This is a genomic window from Micromonospora sp. NPDC000316, assembly GCF_042898885.1.
In the GTDB taxonomy this organism is placed as follows: Bacteria; Actinomycetota; Actinomycetes; order Mycobacteriales; family Micromonosporaceae; genus Micromonospora.
This window is the reverse complement of the sequence record NZ_JBIAZG010000004.1, coordinates 101,684-121,094: the sequence shown is the minus strand read 5'-3', so window position 1 is coordinate 121,094 and position 19,411 is coordinate 101,684. Positions and strand designations below refer to the sequence as shown.

The 19,411-nt window shown below is 71.9% G+C and carries 15 protein-coding genes; 9 read left to right on the top strand and 6 right to left on the bottom strand.

All coding sequences use genetic code 11. The features are described from left to right. Positions 1-183 precede the first annotated feature (183 nt). On the bottom strand, positions 184-1,149 hold the full coding sequence (locus ACFY2Q_RS11365) for an ECF subfamily RNA polymerase sigma factor, BldN family (protein ID WP_387129321.1): 966 nt from the start codon (positions 1,147-1,149) through the stop codon (positions 184-186). Between the two features lie 587 nt (positions 1,150-1,736). Between ACFY2Q_RS11365 and ACFY2Q_RS11360 the strand changes: the two genes are divergently transcribed. Genes ACFY2Q_RS11360 through ACFY2Q_RS11350 form a run of 3 tightly spaced genes read left to right on the top strand, consistent with a single transcriptional unit; the run spans position 1,737 to position 4,295 of the window. Continuing rightward, positions 1,737-3,365, top strand: a complete 1,629-nt coding sequence (locus tag ACFY2Q_RS11360) for an AMP-binding protein (protein WP_387129319.1) — start codon at positions 1,737-1,739, stop codon at positions 3,363-3,365. Then, positions 3,355-3,609: a glutaredoxin family protein gene (locus ACFY2Q_RS11355; RefSeq protein WP_387129318.1), complete on the top strand. Its 255-nt coding sequence runs from the start codon at positions 3,355-3,357 to the stop codon at positions 3,607-3,609. Before ACFY2Q_RS11360 ends, ACFY2Q_RS11355 begins: the two co-directional genes overlap by 11 nt. 20 nt (positions 3,610-3,629) lie before the next feature. Beyond that, positions 3,630-4,295: an HAD family hydrolase gene (locus ACFY2Q_RS11350; protein ID WP_387129316.1), complete on the top strand. Its 666-nt coding sequence runs from the start codon at positions 3,630-3,632 to the stop codon at positions 4,293-4,295. On the opposite strand, the gene ACFY2Q_RS11345 is transcribed toward ACFY2Q_RS11350, so the two are convergent. Together ACFY2Q_RS11345 and ACFY2Q_RS11340 are read right to left on the bottom strand one after the other, a co-directional pair. Further along, on the bottom strand, positions 4,276-4,929 hold the full coding sequence (locus ACFY2Q_RS11345) for a response regulator (protein WP_387129313.1): 654 nt from the start codon (positions 4,927-4,929) through the stop codon (positions 4,276-4,278). The genes ACFY2Q_RS11350 and ACFY2Q_RS11345 overlap by 20 nt on opposite strands. Positions 4,930-4,979: 50 nt before the next feature. Continuing rightward, positions 4,980-6,284, bottom strand: coding sequence for a sensor histidine kinase (locus ACFY2Q_RS11340; protein ID WP_387129312.1), 1,305 nt, complete (start codon positions 6,282-6,284; stop codon positions 4,980-4,982). A 460-nt stretch (positions 6,285-6,744) separates the two neighbouring features. Here ACFY2Q_RS11340 and ACFY2Q_RS11335 point away from each other — a divergent pair, with 460 nt between their 5' ends. The 6 genes from ACFY2Q_RS11335 (at position 6,745) to ACFY2Q_RS11310 (ending at position 13,265) form a co-directional block, all read left to right on the top strand. Next, a complete protein-coding gene (locus ACFY2Q_RS11335; RefSeq protein WP_387129310.1) occupies positions 6,745-7,515 on the top strand; it encodes a redox-sensing transcriptional repressor Rex in 771 nt (256 codons plus the stop codon). After that, positions 7,512-8,909: a glutamyl-tRNA reductase gene (locus tag ACFY2Q_RS11330; RefSeq protein WP_387129308.1), complete on the top strand. Its 1,398-nt coding sequence runs from the start codon at positions 7,512-7,514 to the stop codon at positions 8,907-8,909. The genes ACFY2Q_RS11335 and ACFY2Q_RS11330 overlap by 4 nt, the downstream gene beginning before the upstream one ends. Then, positions 8,906-9,874 (top strand): hydroxymethylbilane synthase, encoded by a 969-nt coding sequence (gene hemC, locus ACFY2Q_RS11325; RefSeq protein WP_387129306.1) that lies wholly within the window; start codon positions 8,906-8,908, stop codon positions 9,872-9,874. Before ACFY2Q_RS11330 ends, hemC begins: the two co-directional genes overlap by 4 nt. Next, positions 9,871-11,451 (top strand): uroporphyrinogen-III synthase, encoded by a 1,581-nt coding sequence (locus ACFY2Q_RS11320; RefSeq protein ID WP_387129304.1) that lies wholly within the window; start codon positions 9,871-9,873, stop codon positions 11,449-11,451. Before hemC ends, ACFY2Q_RS11320 begins: the two co-directional genes overlap by 4 nt. A gap of 19 nt (positions 11,452-11,470) precedes the next feature. Beyond that, complete coding sequence (gene hemB / locus ACFY2Q_RS11315) at positions 11,471-12,454, top strand: porphobilinogen synthase (protein WP_387129302.1); 984 nt, start codon at positions 11,471-11,473, stop codon at positions 12,452-12,454. A 307-nt stretch (positions 12,455-12,761) separates the two neighbouring features. Continuing rightward, a complete protein-coding gene (locus ACFY2Q_RS11310) occupies positions 12,762-13,265 on the top strand; it encodes a multiprotein-bridging factor 1 family protein (RefSeq protein ID WP_387129300.1) in 504 nt (167 codons plus the stop codon). A gap of 87 nt (positions 13,266-13,352) precedes the next feature. Here ACFY2Q_RS11310 and ACFY2Q_RS11305 read toward each other — a convergent pair whose 3' ends face one another. The 3 genes from ACFY2Q_RS11305 to ACFY2Q_RS11295 form a co-directional block, all read right to left on the bottom strand. Next, complete coding sequence (locus ACFY2Q_RS11305) at positions 13,353-16,631, bottom strand: lamin tail domain-containing protein (RefSeq protein WP_387129298.1); 3,279 nt, start codon at positions 16,629-16,631, stop codon at positions 13,353-13,355. A gap of 92 nt (positions 16,632-16,723) precedes the next feature. Continuing rightward, positions 16,724-17,740 (bottom strand): GNAT family N-acetyltransferase, encoded by a 1,017-nt coding sequence (locus ACFY2Q_RS11300; RefSeq protein ID WP_387129765.1) that lies wholly within the window; start codon positions 17,738-17,740, stop codon positions 16,724-16,726. Between the two features lie 72 nt (positions 17,741-17,812). Then, on the bottom strand, positions 17,813-19,396 hold the full coding sequence (locus ACFY2Q_RS11295; protein ID WP_387129297.1) for a lytic transglycosylase domain-containing protein: 1,584 nt from the start codon (positions 19,394-19,396) through the stop codon (positions 17,813-17,815). Between the last annotated feature and the right edge of the window lie 15 nt (positions 19,397-19,411).

The following is a 19,411-nucleotide window of genomic DNA, read 5'->3' as shown; positions in this document are numbered from 1 at the left end:
TCGGACCTCGGTGACCCGGGCCTGCCGGGACAACCACCGGTCGCACCCGGAGAAACGCGGCGGACCGGGCACGGGTTACGGGCCGGGCGGAGCGGAAATCACCGAAAGTGATGGCCGTCACCACGCGAAACCGGCTCTGAGCTGCGCAAACGCAGATCAGAGCTCCGGCCGCCCACCGAACCGCTACGGCTGGAAGCCGTCCGGCAGGAGCCGGGCCAGCGCCCGTACGGCCCGGTACTGGAGTGCCTTGATGGCGCCCTCGTTCTTGCCCATGGCACGCGCCGTCTCGGCGACCGAGAAGCCCTGGAGGAAGCGGAGCACGATGCACTCCTGCTGCTCCGGGTTGAGCTGCTTGACGGCGGTGAGCAGCGCGACGTTAGTGATGTGCTCCACCACCGCCGCTTCCGGGCTGCCCTCCGGCCCCCGGTCCTCCCGGTCGGCGTCGAGCACGTCGCCGGTGGTGACCTCGAGGCGGTAACGGCCGGACTTGAAGTGGTCCGCGACAAGGTTGCGTGCGATGGTCACCAGCCAGGCACCGAGGTCGCGGCCCTGCCAGGTGAAGCTGCCGATCCGCCGGAGAGCGCGCAGGAAGGTGTCCGAGGTGAGGTCCTCGGCGAGTTGGCGGTTGCCGACCCGGAAGTAGACGAACCGGAACACGGTGTCCACGTACCGGTCGTAGATGAGGCCGAACGCCTCGGACTCACCGGCCTGGGCCCGCTCGATGAGTGTCCAGACCTCGGTGGCCGGGTCGGACGGGTCCGGTCGGCTGGGAAAGCCGGTCGGGGTGGTCGGCGGGGCCGGAGCGGTGGCCTGGACGGCCGGGATCACAGCGGTCTCACCCGCCGCCGGATCGCTTGTCACAGCCGGTGTGTCACCGACGCGGCGGCCCTGGGCCGGCATGGTCGGGCGGGCCGGCGCGACGACCCGGCCGCCGGTAGGCATCGCGTTGCCGCCGGGAACCGCCGGTCTCGGTGGCGGCTCGTTCGTGTGTGGGCGGTTGCGGGTCCGCTGGGCCGCGCTGTCGCCCCGAACGGCGGAGCTGTGCTGGTCGTCCGGTGGCGTGCGGGCCGCCGGACGTTCGTTGACCTGGGCGCGGGTCGTCTGACCGGTCAGACCGACCGGGCGTTCCGTGTAACCGAAGGCGGTCACCGGGCGGCCCCCGTCCCGTCGGTCGCCGGACGGGCCGGTCTGCGGGTCATCGGTGTGGACCGACCGGGCGACCGGTCGGGCAGGACGGATCCGGGGTGTGCCGACAGGCGGCAGTTCCCCTTGAGGTGCTGGTCCAATGCGCTCACAGGCACGGGGGCCTCCTCGGGCTGAGGGGTGTCGACTCACGGCAAATGGGGTGAGCCGACCCGAGTGATAATAGGGCCAACGTCACCCGCGCGTGGCAAGTCCGTTACACAGGGCGGAAGTATTTCCCCCTGTGTCGCACCAATGGCGGACCAGTTGTCCGTCGTGTGCGTTTGACTTTCGGTCGGGCCGGTGTTCCAGGATGGATTCCCTGCTCGGGGCACATTGGCCGGTCGTTCGGCCCACCGCGCCCGGCCGTCCCGGTGGCGTGTCCAGAGCCGTTCGTCGCGAATCGTCGTACGTCCCGTCAGGGGGACTTGATCGCATCGCCGACGGCACAGTGGCTGGTCCCGCTGGCGGGACCTGAGCGGCACTCGCGACCGACGCGCACCCCGACTGTCGGGCGTGGCCGGACACCGTCCGCTGTGCCAGACTCGACCACCGTGCAGGACGCAGCCGCAGACTCCGCGCCGAACCTCGCCGACCGGCTCCGTCGGGCGGCCCACGACCACGGTGACCGGCCCGCGCTGCACTGGCGGGACCGCAGCATCAGCTGGTCCGAACTGGACGCCGCCGTGACCGCCGCCGCGCACGGCCTGGCCGCCGTCGCGCCACACACCGGCCCGGGGGACACACCGCCCCGCGTCGCGATCGCGCTGCCCAACACCCCCGACTTCGTGATCGGCTGGCTCGGTGCGCTGCGGGCCGAGCTGGTCGCCGTCCCGGTCAACCCCGGCTTCACCGCACCAGAGTTGCGCCACGTGCTGGCCGACTCCGGGGCGTCGGTGCTTATCGGCACCGACCGGGTCCGGCGCCTGGTCGCCGAGGTGGCCACCGACCTACCCGCGCTCACCGCCGTGTACGGCACGCCGCCCACCGCCGACGCGACCGAGCCGCCGCCGCGCCCACACCGAGGCGGCGACGACCTGGCCGTACTGCTCTACACCTCCGGCACCGAGGGCCACCCGAAGGGAGCGATGCTCTCCCACGGCGCGCTGGTGGCCAACCACGAACAGGTCGACCGGATCGACCCGCCCGTCGTCGGCCCCACGGACACCGTGCTGCTGGCCCTGCCGCTGTTCCACGCGTACGGGCTCAACGCGGGGCTCGGCGCGGTCGTCCACCATGGCGCGACAGGTGTGCTGATCGACGAGCCGGGGCCCGAGGCGGGGCTTGACGAGATCGCGCGACACCGGGTCAGCGTGCTGGTGGGCGTACCGTCGATGTTCCTGACCTGGGCCGACGCGCCGGGGGTCCGCGCGGCGACCGCGTCGGTGCGGGTGGCGGTGTGCGGCGCGGCGCCGCTGGAGCCCGCGGTCGCGGCGCGCTTCGCCGAGGCCACCGGCCGACAGGTGCACATCGGGTACGGCCTCACCGAGACCGCGCCGGTGCTCACCTCGACAGTGGTGGGCGGGCTGGCCAAGGCCGGCTCGATCGGCCGGCCGCTGCCCGGCGTGCGGCTGCGCCTGGTCGACCCGGACGGGGTGGACCTGTGGCGCGACGGGCAGGCCGTCCCCGACGACGACCCGGATGAGCTGGACATCTCCGACGTCGCGCCGGGCACCGACCCGGGGCAGATCGTCGTGCGCGGCGCCAACCTCTTCGCCGGCTACTGGCCGGACGGTCGGGGCGGCCCGGACGCCGACGGTTGGTGGAGCACCGGCGACATCGCGTACGCCGACGAAGACGGCGACCTCTTCCTTGTCGACCGGCTCGGCGAGCTCATCCTCGTCAACGGGTTCAACGTTTATCCGCACGAGGTCGAATTGGTGCTCACCGGGCACCCCGGGGTGGCCGAGTCGGCGGTACTGGGTGTGCCGCACCCGCGAACCGGCGAGACTGTGCGGGCGTACGTGGTGCCGGCACAGGGGCGACCGGTGACAAGCGAGGAGTTGCTCGCCCACTGCGCACGGAACCTGGCCCGGTTCAAGTGCCCCACCGCCGTCGAGTTCGTCGATGCCCTGCCGCACTCGGCGATCGGCAAGGTACGCAAGACCCAACTCCGGTCGGCGACACCGGCCGGCCCGCCCGCATCCGCCGACACCCGCACGGAGGTTACCGATGGCCAGTGACGCCCGGCTCGCCCTGATCACCCGGCCCGGCTGCCACCTGTGCGACGACGCCAAGGCGGCACTCGACCGGGTGGTGGCGGTCACCGGGGACAAGTGGGTCGAGTGGGACGTGAGTGACAACCAGGACCTGGAACGGGAGTACGGGGACCGGCTGCCGGTGGTGATGCTCGACGGCAAGGAGCACGGCTACTGGCGGGTCGAGGAGGACCGACTGCTGCGGGACCTGACCACCCCCCAGCTCTGATCGGTGCCTATGGTGCTCGGATGAGCCCTGCGCACCCCCACCTCGTGTGGGACTGGAACGGCACCCTGCTCAACGACCTCAGCCTGGTGGTGGCCGCCACAAACGTCGCGTTCGCCAGCGTGGGCGGGCCGACGGTCACCCCCGAGGAGCACCGGACACGGTTCCGCCGCCCGATCGCCGACTACTACGCCGAGGTGCTCGGCAAGGCCGTCGACGACGAGGCGTTCGGCCGGCTGGACCGGATCTTCCACGACGCGTACCGCAACGGTCTGACCACCTGCGAGCTGGCCGCCGACGCGCAGACCGCGATGGCCACCTGGGAGGGCAGCCAGAGCCTGCTGTCCATGTGGTTCCACGACGAGTTGGTGCCCACGGTGCACACCTATGGGCTGGCCGGCCACTTCACCCGCGTGGACGGGCTGCGGGCCACGATCGGCGGCGACCGCAAGGCCGAGTCGCTCCAGCGGCACCTGACCGAGCTGGGCGTCGACGGCGCATCGGTGGTGCTGATCGGCGACTCCATCGACGACGCGGACGCGGCGCTGGAGGTCGGCGGCCGGGCGGTGCTCTACACCGGCGGCTTCACCGACCCGGCGCGGCTGCGCGCCTCCGGCCACCCGGTCGCCGACACCCTCACCGACGCGGTGGCCCTGGCTGCCGGGAAGGTCAGTTCCGCAGGTAGGTGAGGACTGCAAGCACCCGCCGGTGCTGCTCGGTGTCCGGGGGGAGGGTGAGCTTGGTGAAGATGTTGCGCACGTGCTTCTCCACAGCGCCGTCGCTGACCACCAGGGCACGGGCGATTGCCGTGTTCGAACGCCCCTCGGCCATCAGGGAGAGCACCTCACGCTCGCGCGGGGTCAGCTCGCGCAGCGGGTCGTCCCGGCGCCGTCGGGCGAAGAGTTGGCCGACCACCTCCGGGTCGAGCACCGTGCCGCCGGCAGCCACCCGGCGCAGCGCGTCCAGGAACTCGTCGATCGCGGCCACCCGGTCCTTGAGCAGGTAGCCGATCCCGCCGCCGGGCCCGCCGGTGGTGTCCAACAGATCGTCGGCGTACGACACCTCGACGTACTGGGAGAGCACCAGGATCGGCGTACGCGGCACCAGCCGACGGGCCTCCACCGCCGCCCGCAGCCCCTCGTCGGTGTGCGTCGGCGGCATCCGGACGTCGACTATCGACACGTCCGGCCGGTGCTCCACCACCGCCTTGACAAGCGCCTCGCCATCCCCGACGGCGGCCACCACCTGATGCCCGCTCTCGGTCAGCAGCCGCACCAGCCCTTCCCGGAGGAGGACGGCGTCGTCGGCGATCACAATGCGCATGGTTGTGCTGTCTACCATGTCGGACCTGCCGTGCGGGGCTGGGCGTTCGCTCACAGCGGCAGCTGTGCGCGGATCTCGGTGGGCCCCCCGGTCGGGCTGATCACGGCCAGCTCGCCGCCGGCCGCCCGCACCCGGTCGGCGATACCAGCGAGCCCGTGCCCCTTGGCCAGGTGGGCACCGCCCTGCCCGTCGTCACCCACCCGCACCTGGAGTTGGGTGTCCTGCCGGGTCACCGCGACCATGGCCTCGGTGGCCCGGCTGTGCTTGGCGATGTTGGTAAGCGCCTCGGCCACCACGAAGTACGCGGTGTTCTCCACCGCCGGGTCGAGCCGCCCACCCGCCGTGCCGAGCTGCGGGTCCACCTCCAGCTCGATGGGGATCAGCCCGCGGCCGGCGAGCGCGGCCAGGGCGCTGGGCAGACCACGGTCGGCCAGGATCGGCGGGGCGATGCCCCGGGACAGCGCCCGCAGCTCGGCGAGGGTGTCCCGGGTCTGGGTGACCGCCTCATCGATGGTGCGGCCGGCGGCCTCCGGGTCGGAGGCGAGCTGCATCCGCGCCCGGCTGAGGTCCATCGCCAGCCGGACCAGGCGCTGCTGAGGGCCGTCGTGGATGTCGCGTTCCAGCCGGCGCAGCGCGGACGCCTCGGCGGACACGGCGGCCCGCTTCTGCTCCTCCAGCACGGTGATCCGGTCGCGCATCTCGGCCACCCCGGTCAGCATGGCCTTGGCGAAGCTGGCCTGGAGCAGCGCGCTGCCCCGGACCACGATCGGCAGCGTGATCAGGAAGAACACCCCGATAGCGGTGTGCAGCCCGATCCGGGCGGTGGTCGAGTCGCCCAGACCGAGCAGTTGCGGCAGATCGGTGTCACCGTCACCGTCGGCCCGGGGCAGCGCCCAGTCGTACGCCCAGTAGAGCGAGCCGGCGATCGCGCCGGCCCACCAGACGGCGGTCACCACGAAGGTGCCCGCCGCCGCGATCAGCCGCAGGATGCCGTGTGCCAGGTCGAGCCAGGACTGGGCGTCCCGGATCGGTACGAAGATCCGCCGCCAGGCGTTCGCTCCCGCCTCGGGAAGGCGGTAGTGCGGCCGGATCCGGGGCTGCCGGAGCACCGCGGGCAGCCGCAGCCGTTCGATGTCGGCGAGCCCACGTGCGGCGTACAGGGTGCCGCTGAGGATCGGCAGGCCGATCACCGTCACCACCAGACCGATGCCGACCGCGGTGCCGACGACGAGGACGACGAAGCTGGCCAGCGCCAGGGGGAAGCCGAGCAGCACGTACCGGGAGTCGACGAACAACTGGCGGGGGATGCTGGGCGCCAGCGTCGGTTGATCAGTGGCGGCGGTAACAGCGGTCATGCCAAAAGGCTAGGCATCAGGGGTCCTCCTACCCATCCCGAAGCCCTGCCTCTCGCCCGTAGTGCTGCCCCTACCTCACACCTCTTCAACGCGTCGATCTTGCATTTACGGTCGCCGAATCGCCCGGAATGGGAATCATGCGGGGGCAGGAACTGCAAGATCGACGCGTCGGAGCGGACGGCGACGCGCGGCGCGCGATTGGTCAGAGAAGTCGGGATTGCGCAATAATCGCCCCGGGCTGCCGAGGGTCGGACGGCTGCTTAATCGATCTTGTGAAACGGAGGCGCTGGTGGGGTCGCGCCACGGAACGGCAAGATCGCGATTTGTGCACGTCTTCACAAGCGCCTACTCTGTAGTTCCGACGCGCCCTGCTAGCACAGCCGGCAATCTCGGTCGCCAGCGGGAGTCCACAAGCGGCCGACCAGCGACGTTGGCCGAGGATCGCACCGCACGGAGTCTCATGAGTCAGCACCGTCACCCAGGCGCGTCCGGCCGCGCCGGTGCCGTACCGACGCTCCCGGACCTCCCCGAGGCGACCGTCGCTCGGCTTCCGGAGTATCTGCGCGCGCTGCACAACCTCGCCGACACCGGCCACGAGACCGTCTCCAGCGAAGGCCTCTCCGCCGCCGCCGGCGTCAACTCCGCCAAGCTCCGCAAAGATCTTTCACACCTCGGCTCGTACGGCACCCGGGGCGTCGGCTACGACGTCGCGCTGCTGATCGAGCAGATCGAGTATGTGCTCGGGCTCACCCAACGTCGTGCCGTCGCCCTGGTCGGCGTGGGTAATCTCGGTCACGCTCTGGCCGGCTACGACGGCTTCGCGGGCCGGGGTTTCCGGATCGTCGCGCTGCTCGACGCCGACCCGTCCCGTGTCGGCGAAGAGATCAACGGGCTGATTGTCCGACATGTCGACGAGCTTCCGGCGGTCGCCGCCGCGGAATCCGTCGCGATCGGCGTGATCGCCACCCCGGCCGCTGCCGCCCAGAGCGTCGCCGACCAGCTGGTCGCGGTCGGCGTGACGAGCATCCTCAACTTCGCGCCGTGCGTACTCTCGGTGCCGGAGGGGGTCGACGTGCGCAAGGTCGACCTCGCCATCGAGCTGCAGATTTTGTCTTTCCATGAGCACCGCAAGGCGTCGCTGACAGCGCTGCCCGCCACCGGCGGGTCCGCTCTCACCGCCCTGCCGGGCGGGCTCGCGACCACCGACACCCAGGAGGCGATCGGCACGTGAAACTGCTCGTCGTCGGCGCGTCCTACCGGACCGCCCCGGTCGCCACGCTGGAGCAGCTGGCCGTGCCCCCCGCCGACCTCACCCGAACCCTCGACCGCCTTGTCGCCCAGCAGTACGTGAGCGAGGCGGTGCTCGTCTCCACCTGCAACCGGGTGGAGGTCTACGCCGCCGTGTCCGGTTTCCACGGCGGGCTCGGCGACATCTGCGCCGTCCTCGCCGAGCAGGCCGGCAGCGCGCCGTCGGCGCTCGCCAGCCACCTCTACGTGCACTACGACACCGCCGCCGTCGACCACGTCTTCCGGGTCGCCAGCGGGCTCGATTCGATGGTCGTGGGCGAGGCGCAGATCCTCGGCCAGTTGCGTGACGCGTACCACTGGGCCACCGGCGCCGACTCCGCCGGCCGGCTGCTGCACGAGCTGATGCAGCAGGCGTTGCGGGTCGGCAAGCGGGCCCACTCCGAGACCGGCATCGACCGGGCCGGCCAGAGCGTCGTCACCGCCGCGCTGGAGTTGGCCGCCGGGCACTTCGACGGCGACCTCGTCGGCCGCCCCGCGCTGGTGATCGGTGCCGGTGCGATGGGCTCGCTGGGCGTCGCCACGCTGTCGCGACTGGGCGCCGGGCCGCTCACGGTCACCAACCGGGGCGCCGACCGGGCCGTCCGGCTCGCCGAGTCGTACGGGGCGAGCGCCGCGCCGATGGCCGAGCTGACCGACACCCTCTCCACAGTGGACATCGTAGTGGCCGCCACCGCGTCCACCGAACCGGTCCTCACCCGTGCGGTCGTCAGCGCCGCACTTGCCGATCGGGACCCCGCCCGGGGCCCGCTGGTCCTGCTCGACCTGGCCGTCCCGCGCGACGTCGGGGAGGGCGTTGCCGAGCTGCCAGGCGTCGAGGTGATCGACATCGACCGGATGGCGGCGCTGCTCGCCGACGGTCCGGCCGCCACCGACGCCGCCGCCGTCGAGCGGATCGTGCGCGGCGAGGTGGAGAGCTTCCTCACCTGGCTGCGCGGTGCCGACGTGGCACCCACCGTGGCCGCGCTGCGCGGCAGGGCCGACGACGTCGTCACCGCCGAGCTGCGCCGGCTGGCCCAGCGCCGCCCCGACCTCGGCGACGACCTGCGAGCCGAGGTGGCCCGCACAGTGCACCGGGTGGTGCAGCGGCTGCTGCACCAGCCCACCGTCAAGGTCCGCCAGCTCGCCGCGGAACCCGGCGGCGACCAGTACGCGGCCCTGTTGCGTGAGCTGTTCGACCTCCAGGTGCCACAGACCTCACCGGTGGACACCGTCCCCGACGTGCTGACCCCCGACCTCGGTGTGACGTTCGCCAACATCGACCCGGCGGCCGGCGTGGACACCGACGACTCCACCCCGCCCACCGGAGGTGCCCGATGACCGCCCCCCTGCGACTCGGCACCCGGGGCAGCGCCCTGGCGATGGCCCAGTCCGGCCAGGTCGCCGAGGCGTTGACCGCCGCCACCGGCCGCCCGGTCGAGCTGGTCGAGGTGGTCACCGCCGGCGACCGGTCCAACGCGCCGGTGCACCGGCTCGGCGTCGGGGTGTTCGTCTCCGCGCTGCGCGACGCGCTCACCGCCCGGACCATCGACTTCGCGGTGCACTCCTACAAGGATCTGCCCACAGCGGTCCCCGGCGAGCTGGTCGTCGCGGCGGTGCCGGCCCGGCAGGATCCGCGCGACGCGCTGATCGCCCGGGAGGGGCGGACGCTCGCCGAGCTTCCCCCTGGAGCCACCGTGGGCACCGGCGCGCTGCGCCGCATCGCCCAACTGCACGCCCTCGGCCTGCAGTTGGAGGTCACCCCGATCCGCGGCAACGTGGACACCCGCCTGGCCCGGGTGCTCGGCCCCGAAGCCGACCTGGACGCCGTCGTGCTGGCGCGGGCCGGGCTGGCCCGCCTCGGCCGGGCGGACGTGGTCACCGAGACGTTGGACCCGATGCTCATGCTGCCCGCACCCGCCCAGGGCGCGCTGGCCGTGGAGTGCCGGGTCGACGATCAAGACCTGGTCGAGCTGCTCGCGCTGCTCGACCACGCACCGTCGCGCGCCGCGATCATCGCGGAGCGCGCGTTTCTGGCAACACTGGAGGCTGGGTGCAGCGCACCCGTCGCCGCCTATGCGGAACTCGCCGAAGGTGACGCCGGCGATGAGATCTACCTGCGCGGGGCGGTGATCAGTCCGGATGGCACTCGTGACCTTCGGCTGTCCCGCACCGGAACGCCCGCCGACGCGGCGGAGATCGGTAAGGCACTCGCCGCCGAACTCCTCGAACTCGGCGCCGACTCGATCCTCGGCCACGAAGGACACACCGGCCCGGGGACCCAGCAATTTGGGAGCACAGAATGACCCGCACCCGTAAGCCCGTCGGCCGTATCGCATTCGTCGGGGCGGGCCCCGGTGACCCGGGCCTGCTGACCCGTCGTGCGCACGACGCCCTTGTCGACGCCGACCAGGTCATCTACGACCGGGGAGTCCCCGACTCCCTGCTCGCCGTCGTCCGCGCCGAGGCCAGGGAGGACGCCCAGTTCACGCCTGCCGAAGGCGCACCGGGCGACGTAGCGAAGGTGCTGATCTCCGCCGCCCGGTCCGGGCTGAACGCGGTGCACCTGGTCGCCGGTGACCCGTTCGGCCACGATTCGGTGGTCAAGGAGGTGCAGGCCGTGGCCCGCACCGCCGCCCACTTCGAGGTGGTGCCCGGCGTCGGCCAGGCCGAGGGTGTGGCCACCTACGCCGGTGTTCCACTGCCGGGCGTGCGTACCGCCGCCGACGTCGAGGACGTCTCCGCGCTGGACTTCGAGGCGCTGGCCGCGGCCGTCGGCCGGGGCTCACTCGCGCTCGCCGTGGACGCCGGTGACCTCGCCGCCGTCCGGGACGGCCTGCTGGCCGCCGGTGTCGACGGCACCACGGGCGTCGGGGTGACCGGCGACGGCACCGGCGAGACCCAGTACACGACCACGTCGACAGTGGACAGCTTCGTGGCCGCCGCGCTCGGCTTCACCGGCCGCGTCGTGCTCACCGTCGGCGCGGGCGTGGGCCAGCGCGACAAGCTGAGCTGGTGGGAGAACCGCCCGCTGTACGGCTGGAAGGTGCTCGTACCGCGCACCAAGGAGCAGGCCGGCGCGATGAGTGCCCGGCTGCGGGCGTACGGGGCGATTCCGTGCGAGGTGCCGACAATCGCTGTCGAGCCGCCGCGCACCCCGGCGCAGATGGAGCGGGCCGTCAAGGGCCTGGTCGACGGCCGGTACGCCTGGGTGATCTTCACCTCGGTGAACGCGGTCCGCGCGGTCTGGGAGAAGTTCGCCGAGCACGGCCTGGACGCTCGGCACTTCGGTGGCGTCAAGATCGCCTGCATCGGTGAGGCCACGGCGGACGCGGTCCGCGCGTTCGGCATCCAGCCGGAGCTGATCCCCGCCGGGGAGCAGTCCTCCGAGGGGCTGCTGGCCGAGTTCTCGCCGCACGACGAGATCCTCGACCCGGTGGGCCGGGTGCTGCTGCCGCGCGCCGACATCGCCACCGAGACGCTCGCCGCCGGGCTCACTGAGCGAGGCTGGGAGGTCGACGACGTGACCGCCTACCGGACGGTGCGGGCCGCGCCGCCGCCCGCCGAGATCCGGGACGCCATCAAGTCGGGCGGTTTCGACGCGGTGCTGTTCACGTCATCCTCCACCGTGCGGAACCTGGTCGGCATCGCCGGGAAGCCGCACGCGCGGACGGTTGTTGCCGTTATTGGGCCCAAGACGGCGGAGACCGCGACGGAGTTCGGCCTGCGGGTCGACGTCCAGCCGCCGCACGCCTCGGTGCCCGACCTGGTGGAGGCGCTCGCCGCCTACGCCGTAGAGCTGCGCGAGAAGCTGGCCGCCATGCCGGCCAAGCAGCGCCGCGGCTCGAAGGTGCAGGGGCCGACCGCCCTGCGCTTCCGGTAGCCGTCCGAGGAGGCCTCCCATGTCGTACCCCGAGATCCGGCCGCGCCGGCTGCGCCGCAACCCGGCGATCCGCCGGCTGGTGTCCGAGACCCGGGTCGACCCGGCCGAGTTGATCGTGCCTATGTTCGTCAAGGAGGGGCTGACCGAGCCTCGGGCCATCACGTCGCTCCCGGGGGTGCTCCAGCACTCCCGGGACTCGCTGCGCAAGGCGGCGACCGAGGCGGTCCAGGCCGGTGTCGGCGGAATCATGCTCTTCGGGGTGCCCGAGCAGCGGGATCCGACCGGCTCCGGCGGCATCGACCCGAACGGCATCCTGAACGTTGCCATCCGCGACGTGGTGGCCGAGGTGGGCGACGCCACGGTGGTGATGAGTGACCTGTGTCTGGACGAGTTCACCTCGCACGGGCACTGCGGTCTGCTCACCCCCGGCGGTGAGGTGGACAACGACGCCACCCTTGCCGCGTACGCCGAGATGGCGGTGGCCCAGGCCGCCGCCGGGGTCGGCATGGTCGGGCCGTCCGGAATGATGGACGGCCAGGTCGGCGTGGTACGCCGGGCGCTCGACGCGGCCGGTTACCAGGACGTGGCGGTGCTGGCGTACGCCGCGAAGTACGCCTCGGCCTTCTACGGCCCGTTCCGGGAGGCAGTGGAGTCGGCCCTCGAGGGCGACCGGCGCACCTACCAGCAGGACCCGGCCAACCTGCGCGAGTCGCTGCGCGAGGTGGCGCTGGACGTCGCCGAGGGCGCCGACCTGGTGATGGTCAAGCCGGCGCTGCCGTACCTCGACGTGGTGTCGGCGGTGCGGGCCGCGGTGGACGTCCCGGTCGCCGCTTACCAGGTCTCCGGGGAGTACGCGATGGTCGAGGCGGCCGCCGCGAACGGCTGGATCGACAGGGAGCGGGTGATGCTGGAGACGCTCACCTCGATCAAGCGGGCCGGCGCGCAGATCATCCTCACGTACTGGGCGGTCGAGGCCGCCGGTCTGCTCCGCCAGCGCTACTGAGCAAACTGAGCAAACTGGGCAACTGAGCGACCTGTGGAGGTCGCACGGTTCGTCGAGGTTGCGGTGGGCAGCCGCTCACGATGCTCACCCCCGCTAGACCCCGGCTAGACCCCGCCCCCTGTTGCGCGTCCTTTGCTCTGCTTCAACCGGCGCAACACTTTTGGGGTCGGACTGTTGCGTGGGTTGAAGCAGAGCAAAGGAGGCCAACTGTGGTCCCTGCCCTTGCCGACTCGGCATTCCACGGGATTTGTCCACAGGTTTATCCACAGGGATTGAGCCTCGCTGGCGTCGCGGGCATGGTGGGCGGATGGCGTCCGCGCTCGATCCTCCTCTGTCTCCCGGCCCCACCGTCGGCCGCTATCCCATCGCCGGTCTTGTTCGCCGGGCACGTCGAATCGTCCGGCTGAGTCAGCATCAGATGGCCCGCTTCGCAAAGGTCTCGCCCTCGACGGTGGGTCGGGTCGAAGCGGGCAGCCTGGTGCCGAGCCTGGCCGTGCTGGAGCGCCTGCTCGGAGCGGCCGGGCTCTACCTGGTCGTCGTGGACCAGGAAGGCCGAGTCGTCCAACCGATGGCCGACCGTGAGGACGTTCATGACGGGGCGGGCCGCCGTTATCCAACGCACCTCGACACCATCCTCGACCCCCAACCGGGGGAGTGGTGGGGGGACATCTACGGGCTGGCCCGGCCTCCGGAGACCTACCGCCGCAGCTCAGCGGATCGCGAGGCGCGCCGCCGTCGCAGCCAGTGGGAGGTGCGGGTGGCACAGCACCGCAACGCACCACCCCCGCCGATCGTCCACGACTACTACTGACCCCACATCGGTTCACCGGCGCATGTCAGCGGCCCGCCGTGCAGGCATGAGCCTGGACGACGGGCCGCTGATACGGCGCCTGACAGGTCAGTCGTCGTTGGTGATGGTGCCCACCCCCAGCGGATCGGCCAGGCGCAGCCCGGGCACGCCCGCCACCAGCAGCGTCAGCTTCTCGTCCGGCTCCCGCTTGCGGTCACCGCGCACGGTCACCGGGAACGTCAGCGAGGTCTGCCCGGCGGCCAGGGTTCGGCAGCCGACGTACGGGTCGAAGTCCGAGCCGATCTGCGCCGTGAGGCCAACGGTGGCGGCGCAGAGCAGCACCGGCTGGGACAGCGGCCGGGACACGGTGGCGGTGAAGTTGAGCTGCCGGGTGCCCTGGTTGCCCTCGACCACAGCCGTGTCGGCGACGGTCAACGACGCCCGGGACCGGAACCGGGCCACCTGTGGGTCGTGGTCGCTGGAACCGCGCGACCCGTCGCCGGTGAACTCCGCCGGCCAGTCGGCGTTGATGTGCGCCGCCCGCACCTGCACCAGATCGCCGTAGAGCGCGTCGTTGACGAACAGGTGGTCGAGCGTCTGCGCCTGCCCCTCGAAGCTGTACGAGTACGCCGAAGACGGCACGTCAGCGACGAGGTTGTCCCACAGGTTGTGCAGACCCGCCTCGTACAGCGGGGCGAGCTGGTCCGACGGAGTGGGCTGACTGCCCGTCGCGATCGGATCGTCCGGACGCGGGAACACGTTCAGGTCCCCGCCGTACACCACACGCGCGTGCGCGTCGGCCGCCTCGATGGCGGTGACGATCGCCGCGCCGTACGCCGCCTGCTCCCGACGTTGCCCGATCCGGCTGTCCGGGCCGGAGGAGTAGTGGTTGCTGAGCGCGTACAGGGTGAACCGCTCGGTCGAGCCGGGCGCTGCCGCCACGCTGAACTTCCCCAGCTGGGGAGCGCGGGTGAAGACGTTGTTGCCGTCCTTGCCGGTCGAGGTGTCCACGTCGGAGGGGAGCACCGCGTTGAGCGCCTTCGGGTTCTGCACGTCGGCGTTGGCAGGCAGCCCTGGAGCCCGGTACTGAACGGTCGGCGTCGACCCCAGCAGCGGGTCGCCAGCCGTCGCGGCCGCAAGCGAGAGCCGGTCGGTGCGGTACAGGAACGCGGCGGTGATACCGCGGGCGTCCGCGCCGGTCCGGTCATAGGCGGCGGCGTACGTCGGTCCGCCGGCCGCAGCCACCGCGAGCGCCAACTCCTGGATGCTGTCCGGCGCACCGTCGGCGTTGTTGGTGTCACCGCAGGCCAGCACCGCCCCGGACACCGTGCAGATGTCCTGGTCCTCGGCTTCCTGCACAAGGATCAGGTCCGGTGCGTGCAGGTCCTTCACGATCTGGTCGGCGAGCGCGGTGAGCTGCTGCCGGTAGTCCGCCTCGCTGCTCGGCACGTAGTCGAACGGCGGGCTGACCCCGGTGCAGCCGGCGTTACCGGCGAAGTCGCAGCCGTCGAACGGGTCGTCGCGGTAGTCGTACAGGTTCTCCACGTTGTAGGTGGCGACCGCCACCTCCTGCGACCGGTCGGCCGGCTTCGGAGGGTTGTTCTTCGACGGGTCGGCCCCGGCTGCGAAGTCCGCCCGCTCGACCTGGACGCCGTACTTCTCGAACGAGTAGTAGACGCCGCCCACCGCGTCGGCGCGCAGCGCATCGAAGGTGTGCGCCGGCGGCAACAGCGCGGTGCTGTCCCCGGCGGTGGCCTTCACACCCATGCTGCCCAGCAGCACCCGCTGGCCGTTGCCGTCGTCGAAGCGGCGGGTCGGGTCGTTGTCCAGCGGGTGGGAGTCCCGGAAGACCCGCCGGGCGTACGGGTCGGCACGGTCCAACAGCGGGTCGTCCCGGTCGACGACCCACAGCTCGGCGTCGGCCGTGGACGAGAAGACGTCCCGGCCGCTCACCGCGCCGCTGCCCGCGCGTACGCGCATCCGGGAGCCCTCGTGCCGCTCCCAGAACCGCTGCGCGTCGGTCAACTCGACAGGCGGCACCGCGTCGGTCACCGCGACCGCCGAGTTGACGTCCAGGCCGGTGGCGATCCGGCGGACCAGCGAAGCACCGGAGAGCTGGGTGAAGTTGAAGTACTCCGACACCCGGGCCCGCAGCACCACCTCGTCGCCGACCGTCGGCACGTAGCCGCCGATCAGCGAGGTGAACGTGCCCATGAACACGAAGATGCCGTCAGAGCTTGTCGGATCGCCGTCGGTGTCACCGGTGCGGCTCTGCAGGAAGAAGCCGTGCTGCTCCGCCCCGGCCGACGTACGCGCCAGGGTCAACTGGGTGATCACGCCGCGTACGTCGTACATGCTGCTGCTCGTGCTGTTGCCGCTCGCCGGCGCGAGCGGTGACCGGTCGGTCGGCCCCGACTCGGCGTCGGTGGTCGGGCCCTGCACCTCGCCGACTGTCAGCTCCCGGGTGACCTGCACGGCAAGCGCGCAGCTCGCGCTGCCACCGTCGGCGTCCGTCGCGGTGAGGGTGACGGTGTACGCCCCGGCGGCGAGGTCCGCGCTCGTGGCGACCGTGGCCCGGGCGGTGCCGCCCACCTCGTCGGCGGGGGTGACGGTGGTGCGAGTGATCGAGCCGGTGGCCGGGGTCGGGTTGACCGCGGTCACCGCCAGGTCGACGATCGTGTCGTCGGGGTCGGTCGCGATGATCTCGCGGGTCGCCGCCGTTCCGGCAGCGGTCACCAGCGGCCCACCGCAGGTAAGTGTGGCCGGCACGTCGACAGGCCCACCGCCGTCCATGGTGTGCGTGCCGAGCCCGTCGAACGTGTCGACAGGGAAGCCGGCCCACTGCGCGGCCGGGTCGAACGCGTCCGACGGATCGGTGTCACCAGCGGTCACCGACGGCAGCCGGCGCAGCGTGTTGTCGGCCGTGCTGGTGACGCCGGCACCCCACTCGCTGCCCGGGTCGACGCCCACCTGACCGATCGAGTCGAGCACTGTGCCACCCCGACGCAGCACGATCGCGTCGTCGCCGTTGAACAGGCCCGCCCCGGTGGTCTGGTCGGCCTGGGCGAGGATCGCGGCCCCGGCCGACGCGCTGGCGAACACGAACACGTCGCCGGCGGCCACGCTTCCGGTCAACGCGATGGTGGTCGCCGTGGTGGAGCCATTGAAGTAGAGCTGGAGCTGGTAGCCGCCAGCGGACAGGTCGACGGTGTCGCCGGTGCCGTTGAACAGCTCGAGCGCCTTGTTGTTCGACGAGCCTTCGACGTACTCGGAGATGAAAAGGTCGGTGGGCGCGGCGCTGGCCGCGGTCGGTGCGACGCCGAGAGCCGCGACGGTAACAGCGGCGGTGGCGGTCGCGAGCACAGCCATGGTGCGGCGCGGGCGCATAGGGCCTCCACGATGGGTGGACAGGAGTCAACGCACGTTAAGGTGCGCGGCTGTCCACCGTCCATCCCTCATTGGACAGTTTCGTGAATTCCTCAGCGCGGCGGGTCGAGCCGGTGCACCAGCTCCGCGACGTCGACGCTGTATTCGCACCAGTCCCGGTCGGGCCGGTAACCCAGCTCCGCGTTGACCTTGAGCATGGCCTCGTTGGCCTGCGCGTTCCAGGTCTGCACCTCGGCCAGCTCCGGCTCGGCAGAGCGCAACTCCAGCAGCATCCGGGCCTTGATCGCCCGGTCGATGCCGTAGCCCCGGTGGCTCTGCACGACGATCGTGTCGTACTGGTCGGCGCGCGTCGGGTGCTGCGCCGGCACCACCACCTCGGTCAGGCCCGCCACCTCGCCGGTCTGCTCGTGCCGGGCCAGCACGATGTACGGCTTCATGCCACGGCGGTGCAGGGTGTTCAGGCTGTCCCGTAGCCGCTCGGGATCGTAGGAGCTGGGGCGCAGCTCGCCGTCCTCCACGTCGCGCACCTCGGCCTTGGCCTTGGCGTACGACTCGATCAGGTCATCCGGCGGGCCGCCGGGGAAGAACTCCAGCTGGTAGCCCGACCCGATCCCGGTGGCCATCTCGGTCAACTCGGCCCAGTCGACAGTGGCCAGGTCAAGCACGCTGCGTGTCTCCACGTACTCCCGGGTGAAGCCGAGCGACTCGTAGAAGCCCACCGCCGGCGTGTCACCGACCACCTCGACGCCGATCGACTGGAAGCCCTCCTGATAGACCCGGCGGGCGGCGCGCAACACCAGGTCACGGCCGAGGCCGCTGCGTCGCACGGAGGGGTGCACCAGCACCTCGATCACGCCGATGTCACCCAGGAGCAGCACGTGGACCTGCCCGAGGACCGCGCCCGGATCGCCGGGGCCGGTCGGCTCGGCCTGGGCGATCCAGGAGATCCGCCGTTCACCGGGCATCACCTCGGCGAGGTATTCCCGCAGGGAGGTCTCGCGCCACGGCGGGTCCTGCGGAAGATCGGCCGCCAGAACCGCGTTCAGCGTGGACAGCAGCGACGCGATCTCGGCGGACGACGCCGTCCTAGGGTCCCACTCGCGCACCATCACCCGTCTAGCTTGCCGCTTACAACTGCTTGGGGGAAGTGTCCAGACCTCCAATGTATGCGGACGATCACTTCACGTACGGCTGGCTTGTCCGTATCGGTTCGCAGTGTCGTATACGGCCTGGGCGTACCGGCGCACGTCGTTGTACGACAGGATCGCGTTCCACCAGTCGCCCGGGATGCTGAGATTCCGGCCGCCCTTGCACAGGTAGTTGCCGGCCGCCAGCGCGGCGTCGTCCAGGTCGTGCGGGTTCTTGACACCGTCACCGTCGGCGTCCGCGCCGATTTCCTGCCAGGTGGTCGGGATGAACTGCATCGGCCCGATCGCTCGGTCGTAGGTGGTGTCCTTGTCGAGCACCCCACGGTCGGTGTCGATGATCCGCATCCGGCCGCCGTTGCCGTCCAGCGGCAGACCGATGATTTCGGGAAGCGCCCTGCCGTCCTGCCCCAGCCGCGCGCCGTTTGCCGAGCCGTGGCCCGACTCGACCTGGCCGATCGCGGCGAGCGTGGTCCAGCTCAGCGCGCAGCTGCGGTTGGTCTGGGAGAGGACCCACTCGGCGTACCCGTACGCCTGCATGGCGACCGGGGGAATGCCGACCTTGGCGCCGACCTGCTGAGCCCAGCCCGCCAGGGCGTCCGAGGGGCGACCACCACTGCCCGGCAGCCCGGCGCCCGGACCGGTGGGCAGCCCGCCGCCGGGCAGCGGGCCGGTGGGCAGCGGGCCGGTGGGCAGCGGGCCGGTGGGGAGCGGCGCGGTCGGCAGCCCTGTTGGTAGTGGGCCGGTGGGCAGCGCGGACGGCATCACCGGCGGCATGGGCGCGGTAGGCGTGATGGAGGCGTCGGCCGCCACTGGTCGGGGCGCGCGGATTGTCGCCGGGACGAGCAGCGCACCCGCTGCGGCGGTCGCGGCTACCAGGGCCAGCAGGAAGAGCCCGGGGAGTGTGAGCCGGCCGCTGGGTCGGCGGGACCAGTCGCGGGTCGCCCGGACGGCTGTCGCCGCTGCCTGGCGGGGTGGTGGCAGGCTGCGGCGACCCGCGTGTGCGAACGGCACCCGTCGCCGGCGGCCGCCTCCGGGCGCTGGCGGGACGGCGACGCCGTCCGCCTTGGTCACCGTTGGGTCCGCCACGGCGGCACCCGCCGTAGACGCAGCCGGCGCCGCGCCGGCCCCGTCGTCGGCGGCCCCGTCCTTCGCGGCCCCGTCCTTCGCGGCAACGTCCTTGGCGGCAACGTCCTTGGCGTCGGCGGCCTTCGTGTCGGCGGCCTGGCCGTCGCTGGCCTTCGCGTCGCCCGGTTCGGCGTCGCTGGCCTTCGCGTCGGCGGTTGACGTCTCGGCGCTCGGATCGGTCGGCGAGGTCGCGGCGGCCGATTCGCTGTCGGGCGGGTCGGCCTTCGCAGCGTCGGCAGGGGCGTCGGCCGCCGGGGAACCGGTTGTGGTGGAGGCGGTCGCCTCGGTCGGCGCGGCCCCGCTGGTCGGGTCGACCGACGCGTCCGGCCTGCTGCCACTCAACCAGGGACGGCGAGGGCGGGGCAGTTTTCGGGGCGCCGGATCAGGTGCGGCTCCCGAACCGTGGAGCGGGCCGTCCAGCGGCGCGGCGGGCCGCAGCGGTTGCACACGCGTCTTGTCCTCGCCGTCCGCCACCCGTCGAGTATCACTCATGTCACCGGTGGGCGT

Coding starts and splice junctions, on each gene's coding strand:
- ACFY2Q_RS11355 (WP_387129318.1), top strand. CDS start 3,355: ATGGCCAGTGACGCCCGGCTCGCCCTGATCACCCGGCCCGGCTGCCAC.
- ACFY2Q_RS11350 (WP_387129316.1), top strand. CDS start 3,630: ATGAGCCCTGCGCACCCCCACCTCGTGTGGGACTGGAACGGCACCCTG.
- ACFY2Q_RS11345 (WP_387129313.1), bottom strand. CDS start 4,929: ATGCGCATTGTGATCGCCGACGACGCCGTCCTCCTCCGGGAAGGGCTG.
- ACFY2Q_RS11340 (WP_387129312.1), bottom strand. CDS start 6,284: ATGACCGCTGTTACCGCCGCCACTGATCAACCGACGCTGGCGCCCAGC.
- ACFY2Q_RS11335 (WP_387129310.1), top strand. CDS start 6,745: ATGAGTCAGCACCGTCACCCAGGCGCGTCCGGCCGCGCCGGTGCCGTA.
- hemC (WP_387129306.1), top strand. CDS start 8,906: ATGACCGCCCCCCTGCGACTCGGCACCCGGGGCAGCGCCCTGGCGATG.
- ACFY2Q_RS11320 (WP_387129304.1), top strand. CDS start 9,871: ATGACCCGCACCCGTAAGCCCGTCGGCCGTATCGCATTCGTCGGGGCG.
- hemB (WP_387129302.1), top strand. CDS start 11,471: ATGTCGTACCCCGAGATCCGGCCGCGCCGGCTGCGCCGCAACCCGGCG.
- ACFY2Q_RS11310 (WP_387129300.1), top strand. CDS start 12,762: ATGGCGTCCGCGCTCGATCCTCCTCTGTCTCCCGGCCCCACCGTCGGC.
- ACFY2Q_RS11305 (WP_387129298.1), bottom strand. CDS start 16,631: ATGCGCCCGCGCCGCACCATGGCTGTGCTCGCGACCGCCACCGCCGCT.
- ACFY2Q_RS11300 (WP_387129765.1), bottom strand. CDS start 17,740: ATGGTGCGCGAGTGGGACCCTAGGACGGCGTCGTCCGCCGAGATCGCG.
- ACFY2Q_RS11295 (WP_387129297.1), bottom strand. CDS start 19,396: ATGAGTGATACTCGACGGGTGGCGGACGGCGAGGACAAGACGCGTGTG.